Below are 24490 nucleotides of genomic sequence, written 5' to 3'. Positions count from 1 at the left end.
GGTTGCCTCACTTCTCGACCGGCTGGATATGGATGGGGAGCTGGGCGCCGAGACCCGCCTTCTTCGCCGCCTCGACACAGACAGCCGCGACGGCGAGGTCCTGGACGGCCGACCCGACCGACTTGTAGAGCACGATCTGCTCGGGGCCGGTTCGTCCGTCCCGCCGGCCGGCGACCACATCGGCCAGTGACCGAATGCGGCCGGAGATGTCTATTCCGGCTGCCTTCGCGGCGAGGAGGTCGCCCGTGTCGTGGAGAACCTCTTCGACCATGTCCGCGACGACGACATCGGCGCGTTCGATGGTCTCGGGGTCCACCTCGCGCTGTTCGCGCAAGGTGGACCCGATCGACACGACTGTCGAGCCCGGCTGTAACCACGACCCGCGGAAGGTGGGGGTCTCGTCATAGGAGCGGGCGGCGCAGATGACCACGGACGCGGCAGCCACGGCAGCCTCTGCGGAACCGCTCGGCTCAACGGATGCGGCCGTGTGCGAGAGGTCCGTGCTGAAGCGGTTCCGACTGGCCTCTCGCGGACTGAAAACGCGCACCGAGGCGAGCCGGCGCACCGCGGCGAGTGCCTCCACGTGCTTGCGCGCCTCGAATCCGGAACCGATGACAGCGACGTCGAGCTCGCCGGGCCGTGCCAGCAGGTCTGTTGCCAGGGCGGAGGTCGCGGCGGTGCGGAAGCCGGTGATCGAGTTGCCGTCGAGCAGGGCCGCGAGTTCGGCTGTGGCCGGGTCGAACAGCGCCACCAGGTACGAGAACATCCGGCGCTCGCCGAAGGAACCCGCGATCGTCTTGGTGCCCATCAAAGCGCCGTTGCCGGGCACGCCACTGAGCGTCCGCAGCATTCCGCTGTCCCCGCGGGCGAGCACGCGGGGCGGGAAGCGGCCCTCGTCGTCGGCTGCGGCGTAGGCGGCCCGGAGTGCGTCGATGGCGGAGCGCCATTCGAAGACCGAGCGCACGGCGGCGTCATCGAGTACGAGGGTCATGGGCCTACTTCCATATATGGTACGAAACGTTTCGAATCGAATCCTAGACATTGGATACTCGTCCCGCAAGGAATCGGGCGCCGACGGCCTCTCGTGACGTCCAGGTCCTGCACCGGTGGCCCGCTCATCCGAACCACATGGGCACGAGGACGAAGATGAATACCGGCACTACGGTACCGATGACAACCATCGACGCTCCCCAAGCGAGGAGCCGGCGGAAGAACGCGGTTCGCTGCTGCTCCTCGACATTCGCGATGAGCACAGCTCCTTGCATGGACAGCGGGCTGCTGTCGACCACGCTGGAGGATATGGCCAGCGCCGATACTGCTCCGGCGGCGGGAACCGCGGGATGCGCTCCGAGAACAGCTCCTAGCATCGGGATCAGGACACCGATGACGGCTCCTGTCGCCGACATCAGCGAGGTGATGGCGCCGACCAGAGCGATGAGGAGGATTGCCAGGAGGGGAGATCCGGTTCCGAGCAGTGCATCCGAGATCAGCCCGATTCCGCCGACTTCGCCGACCAGGCCGATATAGGTGATGATTCCGCCGAGCATGAGGATCGTGGACCACGGCATTGCGGCGATCGCCTTCGTATCGTCCTTCGGTGACATCAATGTCAGCACCAACCCGATCGCGAACGCGCTGAATCCGATGTTCAGCCCGAAGCCGATACCCAGCACGACAAGCAGTCCTATACCCGCAAGTGTCGCGATGCGCCGAGGAGTGGCCCGTGCTCGTCCGTCCTCGGCCGGAGGGGCCAGTACGGTCACGGCGGCTCCTGCGAGCGCAGGCTTCTCTTCGCTCACCGAATCCGCGGGCGTGGGCTGTACAGCGGTTGCGATCTGTTCCTGACCGGCCTTGTCCTCCCGCGCAGTAGCGGAGCCGGTGTCGACGGCCACGACCTCATCCCGCCCGCGCCGGAGCAGCCCGATACCACCGAACAACAAGTAGGCGGCGAGTGCGAGGGCAACATTGAACAGCAAGGAGTTCATGAGAACAGTGCCCGAGGGAACGGGAATCCCGGCGTTGGCCGCTGCGCTGTTGACGAATGCGCCGATGGGACCGATGGGTGACATCGAACCGGCATGACTTCCGTGAATGACCATGATGCCCATCAGCAGGAGGCTGATTCGCGCCTGCCGGGCGATCCCGAGCGCCAGCGGTGCCAGCACGACAGTCGCCGCCGCCGGCCCGGCGCCGAGAGCGCTGAAAAGGATGGCGATGAAGTGGAAGATCCAGGGGATCACCGCGGCCCGCCCGCGAACGAGTCGCACGGTCGTCTCGGTGATGAAGGCCATCGTCCCGTTCTGTTGTGCGACAGCAAAGAGATAAGTGATTCCTACGAGCAGGATGAACAGGTCCGCAGGGAAAAGGCCGATGAGCGTCTCCGTCGGTATCCCCGCGGCGAGGATGCCGACGAGGAATACCGACGCGAAGGCCGCCACGCCGATGCTGACGGGCCAGACGGTTCCGATGATGAATATTGCGGCGAGTACAAATAGTGAGAGACCGGCTACAGACATGAGGTGTCCCGTACTCCTTTGTCGGGATCGAACTGACTATTTCCAGCTGCGTCACGCGAAGGCGCTCTGCGGGCGGACCATGCGCCGGAGGTCGAAGTCGGCGTCTGCTAGTTCGCTGTAGGTCGGCTTCCGCGGGCTCGAGAGCAGCTTCCGTGCGGCCGAGTGGACCGCGGGTTGGTTGACCGACTCGACTGCCACCAGAACGTCGTCGCGGAAACACCACGTGGAGAACTTGCTGCCCGAATCGGCCGGAATCACAGTGCGATCGACTTCGCCACCGGCCCCGGCAATCTGAATCTTGCAGGCGCCCTGGTGGCTCCAGAACCACGGGAGGTCCTGGTAGACAGCCGGTGTTCCGGTGAGCGTCCGGGCCAGGGTGCGGGCCTGATCGGCCGCATTCTGGACCGATTCCCGCCGGACGCGAGCCCGGGCGTGCACGCACGGGAATTCCGCGCAATCGCCGATAGCCCAGATGTGCTCGTCTGTGGTGCGCAGGTATTCGTTCACGTGGATCCCGTTGCCGATATGGAGTCCTGATGCGGAGCCCAGTTCGGTGACGGGTTCGGCGCCGATTCCGACGACAACCAGATCGGCGGCGATTCGTTCGTCATCGGAGCAGATGACCGCAGTGACCCGGCGGTCACTGCGTTCGATCTCTGCGATGGTGGTATCGAAGCGAAAAGTCACTCCAGCGCGTTGATGCTCGGCAATGAGGCGGTTGGTCGTCGGTTCGGTCAATGCCCGTAACAAGGGCCTCGGCCCGGCCTCGACGACGGTCACAGCGATGCCGCGCCCGGTTGCGGCGGCGGCGAACTCCAGTCCGATGAAGCCGGCTCCCACGACGACCGCGGTGACGGCGCGGCCGAGTTCGCTGTGTAGATGGGTGGCGTCGGTGGTGTTCCGCAGATAATGCACGCTGGAGCCGTGGGCGCCGGGTATGTCCAGGACTCTGTTGCGGGAACCGGTGGCGATCACGAGTTCGGTGTAGGCCAGGGGGGTGCCGTCGGCGCACTTCAGCCGGCGGCCGTGGCGATCGATCTCGGTGACTGCCGTGCCGACGCGCAGATCTATGTCGCGCTCGCGGTAGAAGTCGGGGCCGCGTAACGGCAGCGGTTGTGGATCATCACCCGTGAGGTAGTCCTTGGACAAGGGCGGACGTTGATACGGCAGCTCGTTCTCGGCACTCAGGATGCTGAGCCGGCCGGAGTAGCCGCCTGTTCGCAGGGAGTCGGCAAGTTGGACGCCGGCATGTCCGGCGCCGACGACGACGATTCCGGTCATGTCAGATCTGAGTCTCGGGTAGATCGATTTCCAAGCCGTCGAGGGCCTCGGTGACCGGCACCTGGCAGCCCAGCCGCGAGCGTCGCGGGTCACGGGGATGTGCCGTGCAATCCAGCATCTCGTCCTCGTCTTCCCCGAGCCGGGGGAGTTTGCCGAGATGATCGTCGGAGCGGATGTAGACGTGGCAGGTCGCGCACATTGCCTGGCCGCCGCATTCGCCGATGATTCCCGGGATGGAGCGGGTCAGGGCGGCACGCATGATCGAGGTACCTTCGGCGACCTCGACCACGTCGTTGCGGCCGTCGGAGTGGTGGAAAGTGATTTCGGGCATGGGTTTCCTGTCAGTCGTCCCAGGTAACGGGGAGATCGGTGAGGCCGCGAAAAACCCAGCCGAACCAGCGGGTTTCACGCGAGGTGTCCACGCGCAGGCCGGGGAATCGGCGATAGAGCAGCGGGACGGCAATCCGGCCGACAGAGGTCTTTGCCGCCCACAGGCCGGCGCACAGGTGCACTCCGCTGCCGAACGCGAGGTGGGGCTGTCGCGGACGGGATATATCGAAGAGTTCCGGATCGCCGTCGAAATGACCGCTGTCGCGGTTTGCCGCACCGACCACCACGCCGATCGCTGCTTCGGCGGGAAGCGTCACGCCACCCAGCTCGACTTCACGAGTGGTCTGGCGAGGGTACATGCCGATCGGGGAGAGCCATCGTGCTGTCTCGTCGAAGACCATGGGCCATAGCGCGGGGTCGGTGAGAACTCGCGCCCGCTGGTCGGGGTGACCCGACAACGCCCACACCATGTTCGTGATCATGTGCTGAGGTTCGTTCATACCACCGGTGATGGTCAGCTTCACGTTGGCGGCGACGATCTCGTGCGGAAGTCCGGCATGGATCAGTGCGGAGGTCATGGACTCGTTCGGATTGCGTTCGTAGAACGGGATCAACTCGGCGATCAGCGCATCGACCTCGGTGCGCGCATCCTCACAACGGCGCCAGATCGCCGGATCGTCCAAGAGGTTGCCGGCACCGGCGATGAATGCGTGCGACCATCGCCGCATCGAATCCACGTCCACATCCGGCAGTCCGAGCAGATCGATCAAATTCTGCGACGCGACCGGGGACGCGTAGTCGCGATTCAGCTCGGCGGTGTCCGGACCCTGTTCGGCCAGCACGTCGAGATAGGCGGTGGCGTTGCGGGTGAATGCCTCGGCCCAGATCGACTCGATGGCTTTGGGCCGCAGGGTCGGGTTGATGGCGGAGCGCTCACACGCGTGCTCGGGATCGTCCTTGCGTAGCATCGGGTGCCCGCCCAGCGCGCGCTTCATGGTGGCCCCGGAACCGCCCACATCGGCGGTGTAGGTCGTCTGGTCGCATTCGATTGCGTGGCACTCCGCGTAGCCGGTGACCAAGTAACGTCCCAGGGCCGGCACCCACGCTATCGGCGCTTCGTTGCGTAGCCGCTGGTAGGACGGGTATGGATCTGCGGCCAGTGCAGCGGCGTCCACCCAGTCCGCCACCGGTACCTGCGATCTGATCATGCCGGTTCTCGCCTTTCATGCCCTATGCCACATTTCCTGCAGTCTTTAGTCCACATCACACTTTCATTCTCGTAAAGTGAAGAAAACACCGCTTCTTATTCAGTTTTATGGAGGATGTATGGGCCGGCTCACGGTGCGGCACCTGGAGTTGTTCGCTGCCCTGCCGCAGCACTCCACCCTGGCGGAGGCCGCGGCTGCGCTGCATATTTCTGAATCCGGTCTCTCCCAGGCAGTTTCGGAAATCGAGCGAATCGTGGGTGAGCAACTCTGCGTGCGCCGCAAGGCGAAAGGGCTGCAACTGACTCCTGCGGGTCAGTACTTCGCCCGGCGCGCCGGGCAACTGGCAGACGAGGTGGACTCGCTCGTCGGCGATCTTGCTGCTACTCGCGGCGAGATCACCGGACCGGTTCGCGTCGGATGCTATGTCGGCTTCGCCGACACCGTCCTGCCTGCCACGCTCGCCTACTTCGCCGAGCGTCATCCTCGGGCACGGATCGGAGTTCAGGTCGGCGGGGACGACGAACTGCTACCTGCCCTTGCGGACGGACGGCTGGACTTCGCGGTTCTCTACGACATGTTCTTGCCTTCCGACCTCAATAAGCAGGTGGTATACGAGACCGAGGTGATGGCTGTACTTCCCGCCGATCACCGCTTGGCCACGCTGCCGGACGTGGCCCTGAGCGACCTGGCCGGGGAACCCCTCGTCTTGCTCGACTCGGCGCCGAGTACCGCCAACACGCACCGGGTCTTCGCCGGCCTCGGTCTCCAGCCGAATGTCGGTATTGCCGCGCCGACCATCGAATTGGTCCGCGCCCTCGTCGGGCGAGGTGTGGGATACGGGCTACTCATGTCCCGGCCCAACCCGCCTATGACCACTACCGAGGGAACGAAGGTCGTTACTCGCCCCCTGCGTCCGCGCGCCGGACAGACCACCGTCGTCGCGGCTTGGCCGAAACATATGACACTCGGACCCCGCGCTCGGGCATTCCTCGACAGATTGGCAATCTCTGTGTCGTAGATGCCGGCCGGCGCCGTGTCGGCCCGCTGCGCGGAGCCTCTCTCGCCATCGGGTGGCAGCGCGCTCCGCCGCGCAGGCTTCGCACGCCCAGCAGGCTATCGGTCGGCTGTCAGGGCGTCGTAGCGCCCGCCCTCAGTGCGCCGGCCCTCGTCTCCGGCGCACTAAGGGACAGGTCCTCATCCCGGATACCGGCAATGGAGTCGGCTCCGCTTCGCCTCGCGTCGAATTTGAGACCCGCGAGGGTGCTGAGGAGCACGCCGATCGGGAGCAGCAAAGTGAGGAAGAGGCCCGCGAGGCCGAGCCCGGCGCCGATCAGCGTGCCGCCGACCAGGCCACCGACTGCCGATCCCGCCCGGGCGCACAGCTCGGTGCTTCCCACCCCGGTGCCTCTGACCCGAGCCGGGTAGGCGGCTGTTGCGAGGATGTTCCGTGTCGGCCCGAACGCGGTCGGAAGGATGAGGCCGGCGATCGTGAGCAGCAGCAAGAGTGTGCCGAATCCGGGATCCGGCGCGAGGCCGATGGCGAGCGCCACCACGACGGAGAGCGCCAGCGCGAACCCGATGACTCGGTAACGGGAGACCCGCGCCAGGATCCCGCTGAGTGCAAGGCCTCCCACCACGCTCGCGAAGCCGTACGTGCCGACGATCGTGCTGCTCTGCACGGTGGTGAGCCCCGGCACGGGCTGTTGGAGCAGGGTCGGCAGGTACTGGGCGATCAGTAGCTGGGTGCCGAGCGAGAAGAAGCCGAACAGCCACAGCAGTACCGTGGTGGCGGCGAAACGCCGAGACAGGATAACGGCAAACGCTTCCTGTTTATCCACATCATCGGACGGTCCGGCGACCACGACCGCGGAAAGATCCGTGCCCGGGGCAAGTCGGGCCAGCACCTGTTTCGCCTTGTCGACCGCGCCGTGGGCGGCGTAGTACGCGGGTGACTCGGGAACGACGAATGCGAGCAGGAGGGCGAGAACGAGGGAGACGACGCCGCCCGCGACGAGCAGTGCACGCCATCCGCCGGTCGGAATGAGCAGGCCGGCCAACCCGGCTCCGACCACCGTGCCCAGCCCCACGCCGGCGTAGCCCGCCGCAACCAGAGAAGCGCGCTGCCGCGCCGGGGCAAGGTCGGCGAGCAGGGTGATTCCGGTCGGCATTACGGCGCCGATTCCCAGGCAGGCGAGAAACCGCCACGCCGTGAATGCGGTGAAGTTCGCTGACGTGGCGCCCAGCGCGGTTGTCACAGCGAACAGTAGTGTCGCCGAGACCAGTACGCTCTTGCGGCCGAACAGGTCTGCGAGCCGACCGGCGACGAGCGCGCCGACCGCCATGGCGATGAACCCGCCCGTGACAACCAGTGTGATCCCGCCGCCGACCGAGACACCCCACTCCTTGGCCAGCGACGGGAAAGTATGGCTGACCATCGTGACCTCCATCCCGTCGGCGAGCAGGACCAGGGTGATGAGCACGAAGTAGAGCCAATGACGCCAGGTCAGACCGATCGAATCGGTCACTGTGGACACGCCGTTGGAGGCGCCGGGCGATGCATCCATGGAAGGCACGAACCTCTCTGTTCGACGGTGCGGCTCGCCTCGGATAAGAGACGCAGATCACCACAACCGGAAGAACCGATACTATACGTTTCGATTCGAATAAAACAAGGATCGTTCGGAGTGGACAGCTCCGGGCTCGGCCGCTTGCATGTCATCGCGAGGACAGGAGGTCAGGCCGAGGCTGTATGTTCGCGTGGCGGCACAGGTGGTGGGCGAGTTTGCGGCTATCGCTCCGGACGTGGACGAGTTCTACTGGTCCCGGCCGAATCTTCGGCTCGATAGCGCGGATCCGAGTGCTTATCTCCTGTTGCGCAGAATTCTGTCCCATGGTGATAGTCAGGGGCTATCTGTTGCCGCGGCGAGGGCTGCCGGTGTCGTCCACAATGCTCCGGCGTAGGTGCCACTACTAGCAGATGGCTATCAATGCGTATTTCCAGGAGCGGTATTCGTCGTGCCCTCGAAGCCGCCTTCCTGAAGGGTCGCCCTGCCTCCCGTATCAGCCGTCGATCCGACACGCCGATACCGGATCAGGGTAGGCCCAGCGCCTGGCGCCGGATCCGCGGGTCGAGGTCGTGGGCGTGTTGGGTGGCGAAGGCGACCATCGCGGCGGCCCGGTCCGACAGCCGCACTCCTCGCGGCCAGATCATTCGCACGCCGCCGCTCGGATTGGCCGGCGTGATCTCCCGGACCGCTACCGGCCGGCCTTCGTAGGTGTGGTCGACGGCGGGGCGCTGGATGAGTACGGCGTAGCCGAACCCTCTGGCCACGAGCGAGCGCGTGAGCTCGAAATCGTATGTGCGCTGGGCGATTCGCGGGATGACGCCGGCGTTCTCGAACAGCAGCATGGTGTGTTGTGCGGCCGGGGGGATATCGAGCAGGATCTGCGGTTCGTTCGCCAGCGCTTCGAGTGGTACGACCTCCTGTGCGGTGAGGGGGTGGCCCTCCGGTAGCAGGACGTAGGCGGGTGTCCGGTACAGCAGCACCGACTCCAGCCCTTCCGGTAGCGCGATGTCGTAGCCGATCGCGAGGTCCAGGGCGCCGGCGAGGAGCCGCTGGGGGAGTTCGGCCTGGCTGCCGGTGACGACGGTGAGCTCCACCTTCGGGTGGTGGGTCGTGATCCACTCCATCAACATCGGGACGATGGTCGGTGCGATGGTGACGTAGCAGCCGAGCGTGAGCGGGCCGGCGAGCTCCTTTCCGCCGCTGGCTGCCGCGAGTTCGAGTTCGTCGGCGTCGCGTAGTAGGGCCCGTGCGCGTTCGGACAGGAAATTTCCGGTCGGTGTCAGCGCTATCCCGTGCGCCTTACGCCGGACCATGAGCTGGGTGCGCAGGATGCGTTCCAGGTCGGTGATCGCGGCGGCGACGGCGGTGGGCGTGACGTGCAATGTTGCGGCCGCACCGGAGATCGACCCGGCCTCGGCGACGGCGACGAAGTACGCGAGCTGCCGCAGGGTGTACGCCGCCATAACCAACCTTTGCTTGGCTTTTACCGAAATTATTTGAATTTTACCTGAGGATGTGGCCCTGCTCATACTCGGTGAATCCTGAACCGAGCAGAAGGCGGGGTCGACGATGACCGTGGAAACGATGGGGGCCGAGCCGATTCCGGCGGCGGACTGGGTGACGATCCCGGACCTCTACGCCGACCCCTACCCGATCTACCAGCAGCTGCGGGATATCGCGCCGATCCACTGGGTCCCGGCGGTGAACCGGTATCTGGTGCTCGGCTACGACGCCTGTCACACGGTCGAACTGGACCAGAAACTGTTCTCGGCCGACGAGACCGGTTCGCTGATGAAACGGTCGATGGGGCACAGCATGCTCCGCAAGAACGACCCCGAGCACAACGTCGAACGCAAATCCTACGGCGCCGTACTGCGGCCCAAGGCGATCAAGGAGCACTGGAACGCGGCGTTCGCGCGGAACGCCACGACCTACCTGGCCCGGTTACGGGACGCGGGGCCGGGTGCGGATCTGATGTCGGAGTTCGCGGCGCCGTACGCGGCGGAGAACCTGCGGATCATCCTGGGCCTGCGTAATGCCGGGCAGGAAGACCTGCAGCGCTGGTCGCAGACTCTCATCGACGGGACCGGCAATTACGCCGACGACCCGGACGTCTGGGCGCTGGCGCAGCGTTCGTCCGCCGAAGTCGACGCCGCGATCGACGAGATGCTGCCCGTGTTGCGGGCCGAACCGGACGCGAGCCTGCTGTCCCAGCTGGCCGGTACCGCGCTGCCACTCGAATCGGTGCGCGCGAACCTGAAAATGACCATCGGCGGCGGGCTGAACGAGCCCCGCGACGCGATCGCGACGACTGTGTGGGCGCTGCTGTCGCACCCCGCCCAGCTCGCGAGCGTGCTCGCCGGGCAGCGCTGGTCGGATGCGTTCGAGGAGTCGATCCGCTGGGTGGCGCCGATCAGTATGTATCCCCGCGAAGTCACCCGCGATACCGAACTCGCCGGAATGGCGGTGCCGCGCGGCGCGCGCCTCGGCGTGGTCGTCGGCGCCGCCAACCGTGACCCCGCCGTTTTCACCGACCCCGAGTCCTACAACATCGACCGGCCCAAGAAACCCCACCTCGCCTTCGGCGGCGGCAACCACTTCTGTGCGGGTGCCTGGGTCGCGCGGGCGTCGGTGGTGGCGGTTGCGCTACCACGCCTGTTCGCCGAGCTTCCGGGGCTGCGCCTCCACCCGGCCTCCCCGGCAACGGTGGGTGGCTGGGTGTTCCGCGGAGTGACCAGGCTGCCGGTGCGCTGGGGCTGAGCAGAGATACGAACGAAGGAGTGACCATGCCCAAGGTGATCTTCCATCACGACAGCGGAGCGACGGATGTCGTTGCCATCGAAGCCGACTCGAACATCATGCGCGCGGCAGTGCAGAACGGCGTCGCGGGGATCGTCGGTGAATGCGGCGGACAGGCCATGTGCGCCACCTGCCACGTGTACGTGCGTGAGGCCTACCTCGACGCGCTGCCCGCGCTCGGCGAGGACGAGGAGGAAATGCTGGAATGCACCTCCGCCCCGCGCGACGAACGCCGCAGCCGGCTCGGCTGCCAGGTGACCCTCGGCAGTGCAGGTGGGTTGGAGGAGGTCGAGGTCGATGTGCCCGCGAACCAGATCTGAGCGGGCCTCCGGCGCCCGGGTCGTCGTGGTCGGTGCCGGACAATCCGGCGTGCAGGTCGCCGAAGCGCTGCGCGCCGGTGGCCACGACGGGCCGATCACCCTCGTCGGCGACGAGGTCGTGCTGCCGTACCAGCGGCCGCCGCTGTCGAAGGAACATCTCGCACCCGGCGGGTCACCCGTGCCGCTGCCGCTACGGGCCGAGCAGGTCTTCACCGACCAGCGGATCGACCTGCGCACGGGGGTGACCGCGACCGCGCTGGACCGCAAGGAACAGACGGTCCTGCTCGACGACGGCGCCACTCTGGGCTACGACATCCTGGTGCTCGCCACCGGGGCAGCGAACCGGACGCCGGCAGTTCCGGGCGCCGACCTGGCCGGGATCCACACCCTGCGCACTCTCGACGACGCCGAGGCGCTGGCGGACGGATTGTCCCGTGCGCAACGCGTTCTCGTGGTCGGCGCCGGCTTCGTGGGGCTCGAGGTCGCGGCGGCCGCCCGCGCCCACGGACTGGATGTGACGGTCCTCGAAGCCGCGGACCGGCCGCTGTCCCGGGCACTGACCGAAGAGACGGCCGGCCATATCGCCGAGGTACACCGGCGCGCGGGCACCGACCTGCGGCTGGGCGAGGCCGTCACCGCCTTCACCGGAGACCGGGGTCGCGTGACCGGCGCGGTGAGCAGCACCGGCACCGAATACCGGGCAGACCTCGTGCTGGCCGGGATCGGGGTGGTGCCGCGGACCACGCTCGCCGCCGAGGCAGGGCTGCCGGTGACCGACGGAATCGTCGTGGACGAGAACCTGCGCACACCTGATCCGGCGATCTACGCGGTGGGCGACTGCGCGAACCACCCGAGCACCCACACCGGCACCCGGATTCGCCTCGAATCGGTGCAGAACGCGACCGACCAGGGCAGGCACGTCGCTGCTGTAATCCTCGGCACCGCAGGCCCTTACACCGAAGTGCCGTGGTTCTGGAGCCACCAGGGCGCGCTGAAACTGCAGATCGCCGGGCTGCGACTGCCCGGAGACCGCAGCGTCGTCTGCGGCGACCCCGCCACGGGCCGATTCTCCGTCTGCTGCTTCCGGGGCGGCCGCCTGGCCTCGGTCGAGTCGGTGAACCGGCCTGCCGACCATATGGCCGCGCGGCGGCTGCTCGCCGCCGGCCGCTCACCCGGTCCCGCCCAGGTCGGCGACCCGGAGTTCAGCCTCAAGGAGTTCGCCAGGGACCCTGTCGCGGCCCGCACGTAGACAACTGAAGGAAGCACTATGACAACGACGTCGACTTCCCGGGCACCCCTCGCCGACTGGGTCGAGCCCGCGGCCATGCAGGCCGACCCCTATCCCACCTACCGCCGGCTGCTGGACTCCACTCCCGTGGCGTGGGTCCCGGCGCTCGGCCGCTACCTCGTCACTTCCGCCGCGGCCTGCCGTGCCGTCGAGGAGGACCAGGAGACGTTCAGCGCGAACGTGAGCGGCGGCGCCGCCACCCTGGCCCGGGCCCTCGGCGCGCCGCCGATGTTGCGCAAGGACGACCCCGAGCACGCCGATGAGCGACGGGCTGTCAACCCGGTGCTGCGGCCGAAAACACTACGTGCGCAATGGGAGCCGGTGTTCGCCCGCAACGCGCGCATCCACCTGGAGGTCCTGCGTGAACTCGGACCGGACGAGGCCGACCTCAACCGCGACTACGCCGGCCCGGTCGCCGCGCAGAACCTCATCGACCTGCTCGGACTGAAGGGTGCGGGGGTCGCGGATATGCAGCGGTGGTCGCACGCGTTCATCGCGGGCACCGGCAACCTGCACGACGACCCCGAAATCTGGCGACGCTGCGACGCCGCCCGCAGCGAGGTCGACGCGCTGCTCGACGAACTGATCCCGCACTATCGGGTACATCCCGACAACACGATTATTTCGGCACTGGTCCAGGGCGGACTCCCGCTCTCGGACGTCGCCGCGAACGTCAAGCTCACGATCTCCGGCGGTATGAACGAACCCCAGCACGTCGTGACGGGGGCGGTGTGGGCGCTGTCCCGGCATCCGGACCAGCGCGACCGCGTGCTCGCCGACCCGGCGCTGTGGCCCGCTGTCTTCGAGGAGACCGTGCGCTGGCTTTCTCCGATCGGGATGTACCCGCGGGAGACGACGCGCCCGGTGATGCTGCAGGGCGTGCCGCTTCCGGCGGGTGCGCCGATCGGTGTGGTGGTCGCCGCGGCCAACCGGGACGGCGCCGCCTTCGACCGGCCCGATGTGTTCGATATCGCGCGCCCACGGCAACCGCACCTCGCGTTCGGCAGCGGTGTCCACCTGTGCGCCGGGCACTGGGCCGCCCGCATCTCGATAGGCGAAATCGCGGTACCGCTGCTCTACGCACACCTCCCCGGATTGCGCCCCGACCCACGCCGTGCCGAGGCCTGGCACGGCTGGGTGTTCCGCGGCCTCACCACTTTGCCCGTCACCTGGGAATCCTGACCCACCTATTTCGAGGAACCACCATGAGCAGTACACAAGCCCCCGCGCGCAGCGCGGCGGCCACTCAGCGGCGGGTCGCACTGGCGACCGTCGTCGGCACGACCATCGAGTGGTACGACTTCTTCATCTACGGAACGGCCGCGGGTCTGGTCTTCTCGCAGGTGTTCTTCGCCCCGGCCGGTGCGGAGATCGGGCTGCTGCTGTCGTTCGCGACCGTCGGCATCAGCTTCGTCTTCCGCCCGCTCGGCGCGTTCCTGGCGGGGCATTTCGGCGACCTGATCGGGCGGCGCGCCATGCTCGTCCTCACGTTGCTGCTCATGGGCGGCGCGACCAGTCTCATCGGGTTGCTGCCCACCTACGAGACGGCGGGGATTCTCGCCCCGATTCTGCTGCTCGTCCTGCGGATCGTGCAGGGTATCGCGGCGGGTGGCGAGTGGGGCGGCGCGGTGCTGATGGCCGTGGAGCACGCCCCACGGGACCGCAGGGGTCGCGCCGGTGCGTTCCCGCAGCTGGGTGTGCCGCTGGGGATGCTGCTCGCCTCGGGAGTCACCGCACTGATGACGGGCGTGATCTCCCCGGGCGATGCGTTCCTGGAATGGGGCTGGCGGGTGCCGTTCCTGATCAGCGTCGTGCTGATCGGCGTGGGTTACATCGTGCGGCGGTCAGTCGACGAGAGCCCGGTTTTTGCCGAGATGGCGGAGAAGAAGCAGCGGACGAAGGTGCCCGTGGTGGAGCTGTTCCGCAAGCACTGGCTCCTCGTCGTGCTCGCGGCCCTGGTCTTCGCCGGTAACAACGCCGCGGGGTACATGACGACGGGCGGGTTCATCACCGGCTACGCCACGGACCCCGACGGGCCCGTCGGTCTCGACCGCACCCCTGTGCTGCTGGCGATCACCGGTGCCGCCGCCCTGTGGGCGTTGACGACCTACCTGTCCGGGTACCTCGCCGACCGCTTCGGCCGCAAGCGGACCTACCTCATCGGCTACGGCAGCCTCATCGTCACCGTTTTCCCGATGTTCCTGCTGGTCGACTCCGGTGATGCGGGACTGCTGTTCGCCGGTCTCGCACTGTTCACATTCGGGCTCGGACTGGCCTACGGCCCGCAGGCCGCCTGGTATTCGGAGCTCTTCCCGGCCTCGGTGCGCTTTTCCGGTGTCGCCATCTCCTACGCACTCGGTGCCATCCTCGGCGGTGCGTTCGCGCCGACGATCGCCACAGCGCTGGTGCAGTCGACCGGGAGCATCCATGCGGTGGGGGTGTATCTGCTCGGTATGTTCGTGCTCGCGGTGGCGGCGACCGTGCTCCTGCGTGACCGGAGCGGCATCGATCTCGGCGTGGAGAACCAGGCCGAGCAGGAGACCGGTGCGACCGTTCTTCGGCCGCGCCGCAAAACCCTCCCGCAGCCGAGCGGCGCACCGGAACCCGGAATGATCGGCTGAGCGATGCGGTGGCCGGCCCGAGCCGGGGCGGCCACCGGTACGCACTGTTGACGCACCGTAGATGTGGTTCAGGCCCTGCCCGTGTTCCGGGCGGGGCCTTTCCTTATGCGTCTCCGATTTATGCCTTTGAACAGGCGATTCCTGTTCGAATCGAAGCCCACCACAGACTCGGGCATTGTCATATCTCAAATCATATACGATCATTCAGGCATCGCCCGGTCGCTGCGAGACCCACCTCACAAAGGAGTGCAGATGTCCACGGATCTTTCGACCGTCTCCGCTGTCGACCGGAGACGTGTCGCGTTCGCGACCGTCGTCGGCACGGCGGTGGAGTGGTACGACTACTTCATCTACGCCTCGGCTGCCGGTCTGGTGTTCGGCACCCTGTTCTTCGAACCGGCCGGTCCCGGGTTCGGCACGATCCTGTCCTTCCTGACGGTCGGCGTGAGCTTCCTGTTCCGGCCGCTCGGTGCGTTCCTCGCCGGGCATTTCGGCGACAAGATCGGCCGGCGCCCGGTGCTGGTGACCACCCTCATCCTGATGGGCGCCTCCACCGCGCTCATCGGTCTGCTGCCCACGTACGAGGCGATCGGTATCGGTGCACCGCTGCTGCTGGTGCTGCTGCGGATCCTGCAGGGTGTTTCCGCGGGTGGCGAATGGGGTGGGGCGGTGCTCATGGCCGTCGAACATGCGCCGCGCAACCGCCGCGGCCTGTTCGGTGCCATGCCGCAGATCGGTGTGCCGATCGGGTTGCTCATGGCCAGCGCCATGATGGCGAGTATGGATGCGCTTTTCCCGGGTGACGCGTTCCTGGACTGGGGCTGGCGGATTCCGTTCCTGTTCTCCGTGGTGCTCATCCTGGTGGGTTCCTGGCTGCGCCGCAGTGTCGAGGAGAGCCCGGTGTTCGCCGAGATCGCCGAGCGTAAGGAACAGACCAAGGCGCCGATCGTCGATCTGTTCGCGCGCTTCACTCCGCTGGTGCTGCTGTCGGCGCTGGTCTTCGTCGGCAACAGCGCGGTCGGGTATATGACCACGGGCGGCTACATCCAGGGCTACGCCACCGATCCGGACGGCGCCCTCGCGCTCGATCGCGGGGCCGTGCTGTGGGCCGTGACCGTCTCGTCGATCAGCTGGCTGCTCGCGACCCTCGCGGCCGGGTGGATCTGCGATGTCATCGGCCGCCGCAACACCTACCTCGTCGGCTGGTGTGTGCAGGGCATTTTCGTACTCACGCTCTTTCCGCTGGTGAACACCGGGAACGTTGTACTGCTCGGCGTCGGCCTGGTGTTGCTCACGTTGGGCCTCGGTTTGACCTATGGCGCCCAAGCGGTGTGGTACACCGAGCTGTTCCCCGCGTCCGTACGGTTCTCCGGAGTGTCGATCTCGTATGCGCTCGGCTCGATTCTCGGCGGTGCCTTCGCCCCGACGATCGCGCAGTGGATCCAGCAGAGCACCGGCTCCTCGACGAATGTCGCCTACTACCTGCTCGGTATGACCGCGCTGGGTCTGGTCGGCACCTTGCTGCTGCGGGATCGCAAGGGTATCGATCTGAGCCCCGCCAGCGAGGCAAAGCAGCAGGTGGGCATCTATGCATGGGAGAAGTGATCCCGGTCGGGGGCTGACTTGTGTGAGAGCCGGGTCACGGCATACCATCACCACAGCAGTCAATATTAGAATTCGCTGTTCTATTATCGAACAAATGCGACTCGCCCGCAACGGAGTGAGGAGAGCCCGTGCAGTTCCACCACCACGGCTATGTGTCCGGTGACCCGCGCATCCAGGCGCCCGCCGGTTTCGGCGTCGACCGTCCCGTCGAACTTCCCGACGAGGTCGATGTGCTCATCGTCGGTTCCGGACCCGCGGGCATGATCGCCGCCGCGCAACTCGCGCAGTTCCCGAATATCAACGCCCGCCTCGTGGAGAAGCGGCCGGGCCGGCTCGAGGTCGGGCAGGCGGACGGGATCCAGGCGCGCAGTGTGGAGACCTTCCAGGCGTTCGGTTTCGCCGAGCGCATCACCGCCGAGGCCTACCGCATCACCGAGATGGCGTTCTGGAAGCCGGATCCGCAGAACCCGGCGAATATCGTTCGCGCGGCCCGCGCCCTCGACGACGAAGCCGGAATCAGCGAGTTCCCGCATCTGATCGTCAACCAGGCGCGGGTGCTCGACTACTTCGCCGAGGTGGCCCGGAATTCACCGTCGCGGCTGGAACCGGATTACGGCTACGAATTCGTGGGCCTCGAGGTGTCCGAGGGTGGCGACCATCCCGTCACTGTGACACTTCGGCGTACGGCGGGCGAGCACGCGGGGGAGACCCGGAACATCAAGGCCAAGTACGTGATCGGATGCGACGGCGCGCACAGCCGGGTCCGCGAAGCGATCGGCCGCCGGTTCCTGGGTGAGAAGGCCAATCACGCCTGGGGTGTGATGGATGTGCTCGCCGAGACCGACTTCCCCGATATCCGCCTGAAATGCGCGATCCAATCGCACGACGGCGGCAGCATCCTGCACATTCCGCGCGAGGGCAACCACCTGTTCCGGATGTATGTCGACCTCGGCGAGGTGCCCGCAGACGATAACGGCAAGGTCCGGCTGACCTCGCAGGAAGAGGTCGAGGCACGCGCGAACAAGATCATGCACCCGTACACGGTGACGGTGAAACATGTGGCGTGGCGCAGTGTGTACGAGGTCGGCCACCGAGTGACCGACAAGTTCGACGATGTCGCGCCCGAGCACAGCGGCACCCGGACCCCGCGGGTGTTCATCACCGGCGATGCCTGCCATACCCATTCGGCGAAAGCCGGTCAAGGCATGAATGTGTCGATGCAGGACGGCTGGAATATCGCCTGGAAACTGGGGCATGTGCTCGACGGCCGGGCGCCGGAATCGATCCTGGACACCTATTCGGCCGAACGTCAGGTGATCGCACAGAACCTCATCGACTTCGACCGGGAATGGTCGACGCTGATGGCGACCCGCCCCGAGGAGATGGACGACCCGGCCCAGCTCGAGGAATTCTACGTCAAAACCGCGGAGTTCCCGGCCGGTTTCATGACCGAGTACACGCCGTCGATGCTGGTTGCCGCGAACACTCATCAAGAACTCGCGACGGGGTTTCCGGTGGGTAAGCGGTTCAAGTCGAATATGGTCATCCGGGTCTGCGATGCGAATCCGAAGCATCTCGGTCATCACGCGACGGCCGACGGCCGGTGGCGTATCTACGTTTTCGCCGACGAGCCTGCCGCGGGTGAGCCCTCCCGGACCACTGAGCTGGCCGACTGGCTGGTCACCGCGCCGTCGTCACCTTTGCTCGCCCACACTCCCGCGGACGCGGATCTCGACGCCTGGTTCGACGTGAAGGTGATCTACCAGCAGCCTCACACCGAGGTGGACCTGAGCAAGGTGCCCGCGGTGTTCCTGCCGAAGGTCGGGCCGTTCCAGCTCACCGACTACGAGAAGGTGTATGCCACCGCTCCCGCCGACGATATCTTCACCGCCCAGGGAATCTCGCGGGCCGGTGCAATCGTGGTCGTCCGCCCCGACCAGTACATCTCCCAGGTGCTGCCGCTCGACGCCACCGGCGAACTGGCCGAGTTCTTCGCCGGGATCTTCTTGCCCCGGCCCAGCGGGGCCTGATCCGGCGGCCGGCTAACCGCCGAGCGCCCGCGCGACCCGCCCGGCCGCGGTCCGCAGGTGCTCGGCGATCTCGGCCTCGTGCCGGGGAAAGGAAACATGGATGGCGGCAATGGATCCGCGCGGCTGGCCGGGAACCACGAGTGGCACCGCCACCGACCGCAGCGACGGCACCACTTCGTCGCTGCTGACGGCGAAGCCGCGGGCGCGACTGCTCACCAGTTCGGCACGCAACTCGGCGGGCCAGGTGTGCTCGGGCAGTTCCATCAGGATCGCTTTGCCCGGGCCGCCCCGGGTGAGCGGATGCCGATGACCGGGCCGGTAGGTTACCGCGACGGTCTGTTCGGGGGCCGCGCTGGTGAGGGTGACGGCCTCGTCGTCGTCGAGCCGGACAACCAGCAGGCAGGTCATACCCAGTTCGTTGGCGGCTGCGCGCAGTTCGGGCAAAGCCGCCTGCTGGAGGTCGAGGGACACACCGGAAGCGAGGGCGGCCAGGCCCGCACCGAGCACGATCCGCCCCGCCGGGTCGCGGGCGACGAGACCGTGATCCTCCAGCGTGCGCAGCAGCCGGTAGGCCACCGAGCGGTGCACACCCAGTGTTTCGGCGAGCTCGTCGATGCTCAGGCTCCGCCCGGCGGCGGCGAGGATTTCGAGCAGCCGGATACCGCGCCGCAGGGTCTGCGATCCAGCGGACTGTCCTGGTTTGTCGGCCACGTGAGCCGCCCTCCTTCTGTGTGGTCCGCGCGGACACGTCGCGCCTGTCACTCGACGATAGAACAGTGAATTCGCTATTCGCTCATCCGAGCGCGCGGCCGCTATCTCGAAGGAAAGCAGGATAAGCCTCGCTAGCCGGCCTCTTCTGCGGTGCCGCGCAGCCGGAGTCGCCGCGGTGTCCGGTTGAGCGTTGCCTGAACGACACAAATCATATACGATTTCGGATATGACCTCGGGTGAGAGTGTTCCTTCTCCTGCGCTACCTGCCGAAACTCGGTTCTCCGGCCTGTCCTCGGTGCCGGGGAAAATTATCGCGGTACACCTCAGTTATGAGTCGCGCGCCGCTCAGCGCGGGCGTCGGCCGGGTGCGCCGTCGTACTTCTTCAAGCCCGCGAGTTCGGTCGCTGCGACCGAGTCGGTGGTCGAGCTGCCGGGAGGCACCGAACTGCTCGCTTTCGAAGGGGAGATCGCGCTTGTCATCGGCGCATCGGCCCGCCGCGTGTCGCGCGAAGATGCCTGGTCGCACGTCGCGTGGGTTACGGCTGCGAACGACTGGGGGCTCTATGATCTCCGGGGTAACGACAAAGGGTCGAACGTCCGTAACAAGGGGCGCGACGGTTATACGCCGCTGGGGCCCCGGCTGATCGATGCCCGTCAGGTCGATCCGGCCGCGCTCCGGCTGCGGACCTGGCACAACGGCAAGCTGGTGCAGGACGATACGACCGCGGGACTGATCTTTCCGCTGACCCAGATCGTGGCCGATCTGTCCCAGCATCTGACTCTGGAGACCGGTGATGTCATCCTGACCGGGACTCCCGCCGGTGCGTCGGTCGCGGTGCCGGGGGATGTCGTGGAGGTAGAAGTCGACGCGCCCGCGGCCGGGTTGTCGACCGGTCGGCTCGAGACGCGGGTCGCCGACGGTCCGGATAGCTTCGACCCGGCGCTGGGCTCGTTGCCCTCTGTCGACGATCGGCAGCGCGAAGAGGCGTGGGGGTCGCGGGAAGCCGCGGGGCTCGGCCCGGTGGAACCGGATAACGCCGGTCTTTCGCCCGAGCTGCGCGCCAAGCTCATGGAGGCGCCCGTCGCCGGGTTGTCCGGGATCCTGCGTAAGCGCGGTCTCGACAATGTGTCCATCGACGGTGTGCATTCGTTGCGGCCCGGAACCAAGATGGTCGGGACGGCGAAGACTCTGCGTTTCGTGCCGAACCGGGAAGATCTGTTCCGTAGCCACGGTGGCGGCTACAACGCGCAGAAGCGCGTCTTCGACAGTGTCGCGCCCGGCGAGGTCATCGTGATCGAGGCACGTGGTGAGCGAGGTTCGGGCACGCTCGGTGATGTTCTCGCGCTGCGTGCCAAAGCCCGCGAAGCCGCGGGGATCGTCACCGACGGCGGTGTCCGGGATTCCGCGGCGGTCGCCCAGATCGGGGTGCCGGTGTTCGGGCAGGGCGGGCATCCCGCTGTGCTCGGCCGCAAACATGTGCCCTGGGAAAGCGATATCGCGGTGGCCTGTGGCGGCGCGACGGTTCTGCCGGGCGACATCATTGTCGGCGACGACGACGGTGTCATCGTCATCCCGGCAGCCATGGCCGAAGAAGTTGTCGACGCCGCGCTGGCGCAGGAGGCCGAGGACGCCTGGATCGCCGAACAGGTCGCGGCCGGGCATCCGGTCGACGGCCTGTTCCCGATGAACGCCGAATGGCGGGCGCGCTACGAGGAGGCACGGGCATATGCCGACGGGTGATCCGGTTGTCGCTGCCGGGAGCAAATCGCAGCGCGCTTACGAATGGATTCATACCCGCATCGCCGACCGCCGGTTCGTTCCCGGGTATCGGCTGGTCCTGGGGTCGATCGCCGAATCTCTCGGGATGAGTGTGGTGCCGGTGCGGGAAGCGATCCGGCGGCTCGAGGCCGAAGGGCTCGTCGAGTTCGAGCGTAATGTCGGTGCCCGGGTCGCGCAGATCGATCAGAGCGAATACCTGCACACGATGGAGACGCTCGGCGTTGTGGAAGGAGCGGCGACCGCGCTGGCGGTGCCGCATCTCACCGAGGCCGATCTCGATCGGGCCGCGGCTGTGAACGCGCGGCTGCGGGCGCTGCTCGACGATTTCGACCCGAATTTGTTCACCCATATCAACGAGCAGTTCCACAGCGTGCTGTTCGAACCCTGCCCGAACCCGCACATCCTCGATCTGGTGCACCGTGGCTGGACCCGGATGTCCGGGTTGCGGTCCTCGACCTTCGCGTTCGTTCCCGACCGGGCTCGTGAATCGGTGGAAGAACACGATCAGATCGTCGACCTCATCCGCCGGCGGGCCGATCCCCTCGAAATCGAGATGGCCGCGCGGCAGCACCGCTGGCGCACCATGAACGCCTATCTCGGCCAGTACGAACCCGGCGCGCACCGGTTCGATGCGGCCGAACCCACCGACTGACCCCTTTCCCCGACCTCGTACAGGAGGATTCCCATGGCCGACAGTGTGTCGCCACAGCATCATGTACCGGCTGATCTACCCGACGGTATCCGCCATTACATCGACGGTGCCTTCGTCGATTCCGTCGACGGCGCCACCTTCGATGTGCTCGACCCGGTCACCAACGACACCTATGTGCAGGCCGCCGCGGGTAAGAAGGCCGATATCGATCGCGCCGTTGCCGCGGCCCGCAAGGCGTTCACCGAGGGCCCGTGGCCGAAGATGTTGCCGCGTGAGCGTTCCCGGGTGCTGAACCGGATCGCCGATATCGTCGAATCGCGCGACGCCCGCCTGGCGGAACTGGAGAGTTTCGATTCCGGTCTGCCGATCACCCAGGCGCTGGGGCAGGCGCGCCGGGCCGCGGAGAATTTCCGTTTCTTCGCCGATCTGATCGTCGCCCAGGCCGATGACACCTACAAGGTGCCGGGCCGTCAGATCAACTATGTGAACCGCAAACCGATCGGTGTCGCGGGCCTGATCACGCCGTGGAATACGCCGTTCATGCTGGAGAGCTGGAAACTGGCGCCGGCGCTGGCCACCGGGAACACTGTGGTGCTCAAGCCCGCGGAGTTCACGCCGCTGTCGGCGTCGCTGTGGGCGGGCATCTTCGAGGAAGCCGGGTTGCCGCAGGGTGTGTTCAACCTGGTCAACGGTCTCGGCGAGGACGCGGGTGACGCCCTCGTCAAACATCCCGACGTGCCGCTGATCTCGTTCACCGGCGAAAGCCGCACCGGGCAGATCATCTTCGGCAATGCCGCGCCCTATCTGAAGGGCCTGTCGATGGAACTCGGCGGGAAATCTCCGGCGGTGGTTTTCGCCGACGCCGATCTCGACGCCGCCCTCGACGCCACCGTCTTCGGTGTGTTCTCCCTCAACGGTGAACGCTGCACCGCGGGTAGCCGGATACTGGTGCAACGTGAGGTGTACGACGAATTCGTCGAACGCTATGCCGCGCAGGCCGAACGAGTGAAGGTCGGTCACCCGCACGACCCCGCCACCGAGGTCGGCGCGCTGGTGCACCCCGAGCACTACGACAAGGTCGTCAGCTATATCGAGATCGGCAAGAGCGAGGCCCGCCTGGTGGCCGGTGGGGACCGCCCGGCCGAGTTCCCGACGGGGAACTTCGTGCGCCCCACCGTCTTCGCCGATGTGAAACCCGACGCCCGGATCTTCCAGGAGGAGATCTTCGGCCCGGTCGTGGCGATCACGCCGTTCGATACCGAGGAAGAAGCGCTCGAACTCGCCAACGGCGTGAAATACGGTCTGGCCGCCTATATCTGGACCAACGACCTCAAGCGCGCGCACAACTTCTCCCAAGCTGTCGAGGCCGGCATGGTGTGGCTGAACTCGAACAATGTGCGCGATCTGCGCACCCCGTTCGGTGGTGTGAAGGCCTCCGGTCTGGGCCACGAGGGCGGCTACCGCTCCATCGACTTCTACACCGATCAGCAGGCCGTGCACATCACGCTCGGCAAGGTGCACAACCCCACCTTCGGCAAGTCCGCGTGAGCTCCCACCCGGACCTCTCCCGACCCTTACTCACTCCAAGGCAGCAGCAATGACCGAACGCACCCGTACCTCCTCCGGCTTCTTCGTCACCCAGGAAGCCCCCATCCACGCCGACGACCCGGTGGCGACCCCCACCGCGCCGCCGCCGGATATCGTGCGCGCCGCCTACGCCGAACTCGTCGTCACCGACCTGGTCCGCTCCCGCGAGTTCTACGTGGACGTACTCGGGATGACCGTCACCGAGGAAGACGAGAACGCGGTCTACCTGCGCACCCTCGAAGAGTTCATCCACCACAACCTGGTGATCCGCCGCGGGCCGGTCGCCGCGCTGGCCGCACTGTCCTATCGCGTGCGGACTCCCGAGGATCTGGATCGGGCAGTCGCCTTCTATACCGAACTCGGCTGCCGGACCGAACGCCGGGCGGAAGGCTTCACCAAGGGCATCGGCGATTCGGTGCGTGTCGTCGACCCGCTCGGGTTCCCATACGAATTCTTCTACGAGACCGAGCATGTCGAGCGTTTGGCCTGGCGCTACGACCTCTACAGCCCCGGTGCGCTGGTCCGGCTCGACCATTTCAACCAGGTCACCCCCGACGTGCCCCGCGCGGTGAAGCACTACCAGGACCTGGGCTTCCGGGTGACCGAGGATATCCAGGACGAAGCAGGCACCACCTACGCCGCCTGGATGCGCCGCAAACCGACCGTGCACGACACCGCGACCACCGGCGGTGACGGCCCGCGCCTGCACCACGTCGCCTTCGCCACCCACGAGAAGCACAACATCCTGGCGATCTGCGACAAACTCGGCGCGCTACGGCTGTCCGACCGCATCGAACGCGGTCCCGGGCGGCACGGTGTGTCCAATGCCTTCTACCTTTACCTGCGCGATCCCGACGGCCACCGCATCGAGATCTACACCCAGGACTACTACACCGGCGACCCCGACAACCCGGTCGTCACCTGGGATGTGCACGACAACCAGCGCCGCGACTGGTGGGGCACCCCCGTCGTGCCGTCCTGGTACACCGACGCCTCGCTGGTACTCGATCTTGACGGCAAACCGCAACCGGTCGTGTCGCGGACCGATTCCAGTGAGCTGGAGGTCACCATCGGAGCCGACGGTTTCTCCTACACCCGCGAACCCGGTGACGAGGATCTTCCGGACTGGAAAAAGGGTGAGTACAAGCTGGGCCACCAGCTCTGACGACCGAGGCCGGGCCCGCCGCGCGGGACC

Annotated in this window: 20 protein-coding genes; 12 read left to right on the top strand and 8 right to left on the bottom strand. The window is 66.7% G+C overall.

The features are described from left to right. Positions 1–7: 7 nt before the first annotated feature. From ACIA75_RS24480 to ACIA75_RS24460, 5 genes are all read right to left on the bottom strand, one after another. On the bottom strand, positions 8–991 hold the full coding sequence (locus ACIA75_RS24480; RefSeq protein WP_397107761.1) for an ornithine cyclodeaminase family protein: 984 nt from the start codon (positions 989–991) through the stop codon (positions 8–10). 124 nt (positions 992–1115) lie between these two features. After that, positions 1116–2516, bottom strand: coding sequence for an SLC13 family permease (locus tag ACIA75_RS24475; protein ID WP_397107759.1), 1401 nt, complete (start codon positions 2514–2516; stop codon positions 1116–1118). 51 nt (positions 2517–2567) lie between these two features. Next, entirely contained in the window at positions 2568–3797 is a 1230-nt protein-coding gene (locus ACIA75_RS24470; RefSeq protein ID WP_397107757.1) for an NAD(P)/FAD-dependent oxidoreductase, read from the bottom strand. A 1-nt stretch (position 3798) separates the two neighbouring features. Next, positions 3799–4128: a 2Fe-2S iron-sulfur cluster-binding protein gene (locus ACIA75_RS24465; RefSeq protein WP_397107755.1), complete on the bottom strand. Its 330-nt coding sequence runs from the start codon at positions 4126–4128 to the stop codon at positions 3799–3801. Between the two features lie 10 nt (positions 4129–4138). Next, the gene (locus ACIA75_RS24460) at positions 4139–5335 is read right to left on the bottom strand and encodes a cytochrome P450 (RefSeq protein ID WP_397107752.1); all 1197 of its coding nucleotides are present in this window, start codon (positions 5333–5335) and stop codon (positions 4139–4141) included. 118 nt (positions 5336–5453) lie between these two features. On the opposite strand from ACIA75_RS24460, the gene ACIA75_RS24455 reads away from it, so the two are divergent. Further along, positions 5454–6353, top strand: coding sequence for a LysR substrate-binding domain-containing protein (locus tag ACIA75_RS24455; RefSeq protein ID WP_397107750.1), 900 nt, complete (start codon positions 5454–5456; stop codon positions 6351–6353). A 109-nt stretch (positions 6354–6462) separates the two neighbouring features. Here the strand turns inward: ACIA75_RS24455 and ACIA75_RS24450 are convergent, their stop codons facing one another. After that, a complete protein-coding gene (locus ACIA75_RS24450) occupies positions 6463–7899 on the bottom strand; it encodes an MFS transporter (RefSeq protein ID WP_397107748.1) in 1437 nt (478 codons plus the stop codon). Between the two features lie 527 nt (positions 7900–8426). Continuing rightward, complete coding sequence (locus ACIA75_RS24445) at positions 8427–9365, bottom strand: LysR family transcriptional regulator (protein WP_397107746.1); 939 nt, start codon at positions 9363–9365, stop codon at positions 8427–8429. A 106-nt stretch (positions 9366–9471) separates the two neighbouring features. Between ACIA75_RS24445 and ACIA75_RS24440 the strand changes: the two genes are divergently transcribed. The 7 genes from ACIA75_RS24440 (at position 9472) to ACIA75_RS24410 (ending at position 18565) form a co-directional block, all read left to right on the top strand. Next, on the top strand, positions 9472–10662 hold the full coding sequence (locus ACIA75_RS24440) for a cytochrome P450 (protein WP_397107743.1): 1191 nt from the start codon (positions 9472–9474) through the stop codon (positions 10660–10662). Between the two features lie 26 nt (positions 10663–10688). Then, positions 10689–11021 (top strand): 2Fe-2S iron-sulfur cluster-binding protein, encoded by a 333-nt coding sequence (locus tag ACIA75_RS24435; protein ID WP_397107741.1) that lies wholly within the window; start codon positions 10689–10691, stop codon positions 11019–11021. After that, positions 10999–12270, top strand: a complete 1272-nt coding sequence (locus ACIA75_RS24430; RefSeq protein ID WP_397107739.1) for an NAD(P)/FAD-dependent oxidoreductase — start codon at positions 10999–11001, stop codon at positions 12268–12270. The genes ACIA75_RS24435 and ACIA75_RS24430 overlap by 23 nt, the downstream gene beginning before the upstream one ends. A gap of 18 nt (positions 12271–12288) precedes the next feature. After that, entirely contained in the window at positions 12289–13491 is a 1203-nt protein-coding gene (locus ACIA75_RS24425; RefSeq protein ID WP_397107737.1) for a cytochrome P450, read from the top strand. 23 nt (positions 13492–13514) lie between these two features. After that, positions 13515–14930 carry an MFS transporter gene (locus tag ACIA75_RS24420; RefSeq protein ID WP_397107735.1) on the top strand — a complete coding sequence of 472 codons (1416 nt, stop codon included), beginning with the start codon at positions 13515–13517 and terminating at the stop codon, positions 14928–14930. Positions 14931–15182: 252 nt separating this feature from the next. Continuing rightward, on the top strand, positions 15183–16535 hold the full coding sequence (locus ACIA75_RS24415; RefSeq protein ID WP_397107733.1) for an MFS transporter: 1353 nt from the start codon (positions 15183–15185) through the stop codon (positions 16533–16535). Positions 16536–16663: 128 nt separating this feature from the next. Continuing rightward, positions 16664–18565: an FAD-binding monooxygenase gene (locus tag ACIA75_RS24410; protein WP_397107731.1), complete on the top strand. Its 1902-nt coding sequence runs from the start codon at positions 16664–16666 to the stop codon at positions 18563–18565. Positions 18566–18577: 12 nt separating this feature from the next. Here the strand turns inward: ACIA75_RS24410 and ACIA75_RS24405 are convergent, their stop codons facing one another. Next, a complete protein-coding gene (locus ACIA75_RS24405) occupies positions 18578–19276 on the bottom strand; it encodes an IclR family transcriptional regulator (RefSeq protein WP_397107729.1) in 699 nt (232 codons plus the stop codon). A gap of 226 nt (positions 19277–19502) precedes the next feature. Between ACIA75_RS24405 and ACIA75_RS24400 the strand changes: the two genes are divergently transcribed. The 4 genes from ACIA75_RS24400 to hpaD are packed head-to-tail and all read left to right on the top strand — an operon-like array spanning position 19503 to position 24460. After that, positions 19503–21017 (top strand): fumarylacetoacetate hydrolase family protein, encoded by a 1515-nt coding sequence (locus ACIA75_RS24400; RefSeq protein WP_397107727.1) that lies wholly within the window; start codon positions 19503–19505, stop codon positions 21015–21017. After that, positions 21004–21708: a GntR family transcriptional regulator gene (locus ACIA75_RS24395; protein WP_397107725.1), complete on the top strand. Its 705-nt coding sequence runs from the start codon at positions 21004–21006 to the stop codon at positions 21706–21708. Before ACIA75_RS24400 ends, ACIA75_RS24395 begins: the two co-directional genes overlap by 14 nt. A gap of 33 nt (positions 21709–21741) precedes the next feature. Continuing rightward, complete coding sequence (gene hpaE / locus ACIA75_RS24390; protein ID WP_397107723.1) at positions 21742–23256, top strand: 5-carboxymethyl-2-hydroxymuconate semialdehyde dehydrogenase; 1515 nt, start codon at positions 21742–21744, stop codon at positions 23254–23256. 49 nt (positions 23257–23305) lie between these two features. Then, positions 23306–24460, top strand: coding sequence for a 3,4-dihydroxyphenylacetate 2,3-dioxygenase (gene hpaD, locus ACIA75_RS24385; RefSeq protein WP_397107721.1), 1155 nt, complete (start codon positions 23306–23308; stop codon positions 24458–24460). The last annotated feature ends 30 nt before the right edge of the window (positions 24461–24490 follow it).

The sequence above is a fragment of the Nocardia sp. NPDC051750 genome, from assembly GCF_044453135.1.
GTDB lineage: Bacteria > Actinomycetota > Actinomycetes > Mycobacteriales > Mycobacteriaceae > Nocardia.
Note: the sequence above shows the minus strand (reverse complement) of the source record. Positions and strands in the feature narration are given on the sequence as shown.

What these genes read in the sequence shown, in the direction of transcription:
- ACIA75_RS24445 (WP_397107746.1), bottom strand. Translation starts at nt 9,365, where the DNA reads ATGGCGGCGTACACCCTGCGGCAGCTCGCGTACTTCGTCGCCGTCGCC.
- ACIA75_RS24460 (WP_397107752.1), bottom strand. Translation starts at nt 5,335, where the DNA reads ATGATCAGATCGCAGGTACCGGTGGCGGACTGGGTGGACGCCGCTGCA.
- ACIA75_RS24455 (WP_397107750.1), top strand. Translation starts at nt 5,454, where the DNA reads ATGGGCCGGCTCACGGTGCGGCACCTGGAGTTGTTCGCTGCCCTGCCG.
- ACIA75_RS24420 (WP_397107735.1), top strand. Translation starts at nt 13,515, where the DNA reads ATGAGCAGTACACAAGCCCCCGCGCGCAGCGCGGCGGCCACTCAGCGG.
- ACIA75_RS24425 (WP_397107737.1), top strand. Translation starts at nt 12,289, where the DNA reads ATGACAACGACGTCGACTTCCCGGGCACCCCTCGCCGACTGGGTCGAG.
- ACIA75_RS24475 (WP_397107759.1), bottom strand. Translation starts at nt 2,516, where the DNA reads ATGTCTGTAGCCGGTCTCTCACTATTTGTACTCGCCGCAATATTCATC.
- ACIA75_RS24415 (WP_397107733.1), top strand. Translation starts at nt 15,183, where the DNA reads ATGTCCACGGATCTTTCGACCGTCTCCGCTGTCGACCGGAGACGTGTC.
- ACIA75_RS24440 (WP_397107743.1), top strand. Translation starts at nt 9,472, where the DNA reads ATGACCGTGGAAACGATGGGGGCCGAGCCGATTCCGGCGGCGGACTGG.
- hpaE (WP_397107723.1), top strand. Translation starts at nt 21,742, where the DNA reads ATGGCCGACAGTGTGTCGCCACAGCATCATGTACCGGCTGATCTACCC.
- ACIA75_RS24450 (WP_397107748.1), bottom strand. Translation starts at nt 7,899, where the DNA reads ATGGATGCATCGCCCGGCGCCTCCAACGGCGTGTCCACAGTGACCGAT.
- ACIA75_RS24480 (WP_397107761.1), bottom strand. Translation starts at nt 991, where the DNA reads ATGACCCTCGTACTCGATGACGCCGCCGTGCGCTCGGTCTTCGAATGG.
- ACIA75_RS24470 (WP_397107757.1), bottom strand. Translation starts at nt 3,797, where the DNA reads ATGACCGGAATCGTCGTCGTCGGCGCCGGACATGCCGGCGTCCAACTT.
- ACIA75_RS24435 (WP_397107741.1), top strand. Translation starts at nt 10,689, where the DNA reads ATGCCCAAGGTGATCTTCCATCACGACAGCGGAGCGACGGATGTCGTT.
- ACIA75_RS24395 (WP_397107725.1), top strand. Translation starts at nt 21,004, where the DNA reads ATGCCGACGGGTGATCCGGTTGTCGCTGCCGGGAGCAAATCGCAGCGC.
- ACIA75_RS24465 (WP_397107755.1), bottom strand. Translation starts at nt 4,128, where the DNA reads ATGCCCGAAATCACTTTCCACCACTCCGACGGCCGCAACGACGTGGTC.
- ACIA75_RS24400 (WP_397107727.1), top strand. Translation starts at nt 19,503, where the DNA reads ATGACCTCGGGTGAGAGTGTTCCTTCTCCTGCGCTACCTGCCGAAACT.
- ACIA75_RS24430 (WP_397107739.1), top strand. Translation starts at nt 10,999, where the DNA reads ATGTGCCCGCGAACCAGATCTGAGCGGGCCTCCGGCGCCCGGGTCGTC.
- hpaD (WP_397107721.1), top strand. Translation starts at nt 23,306, where the DNA reads ATGACCGAACGCACCCGTACCTCCTCCGGCTTCTTCGTCACCCAGGAA.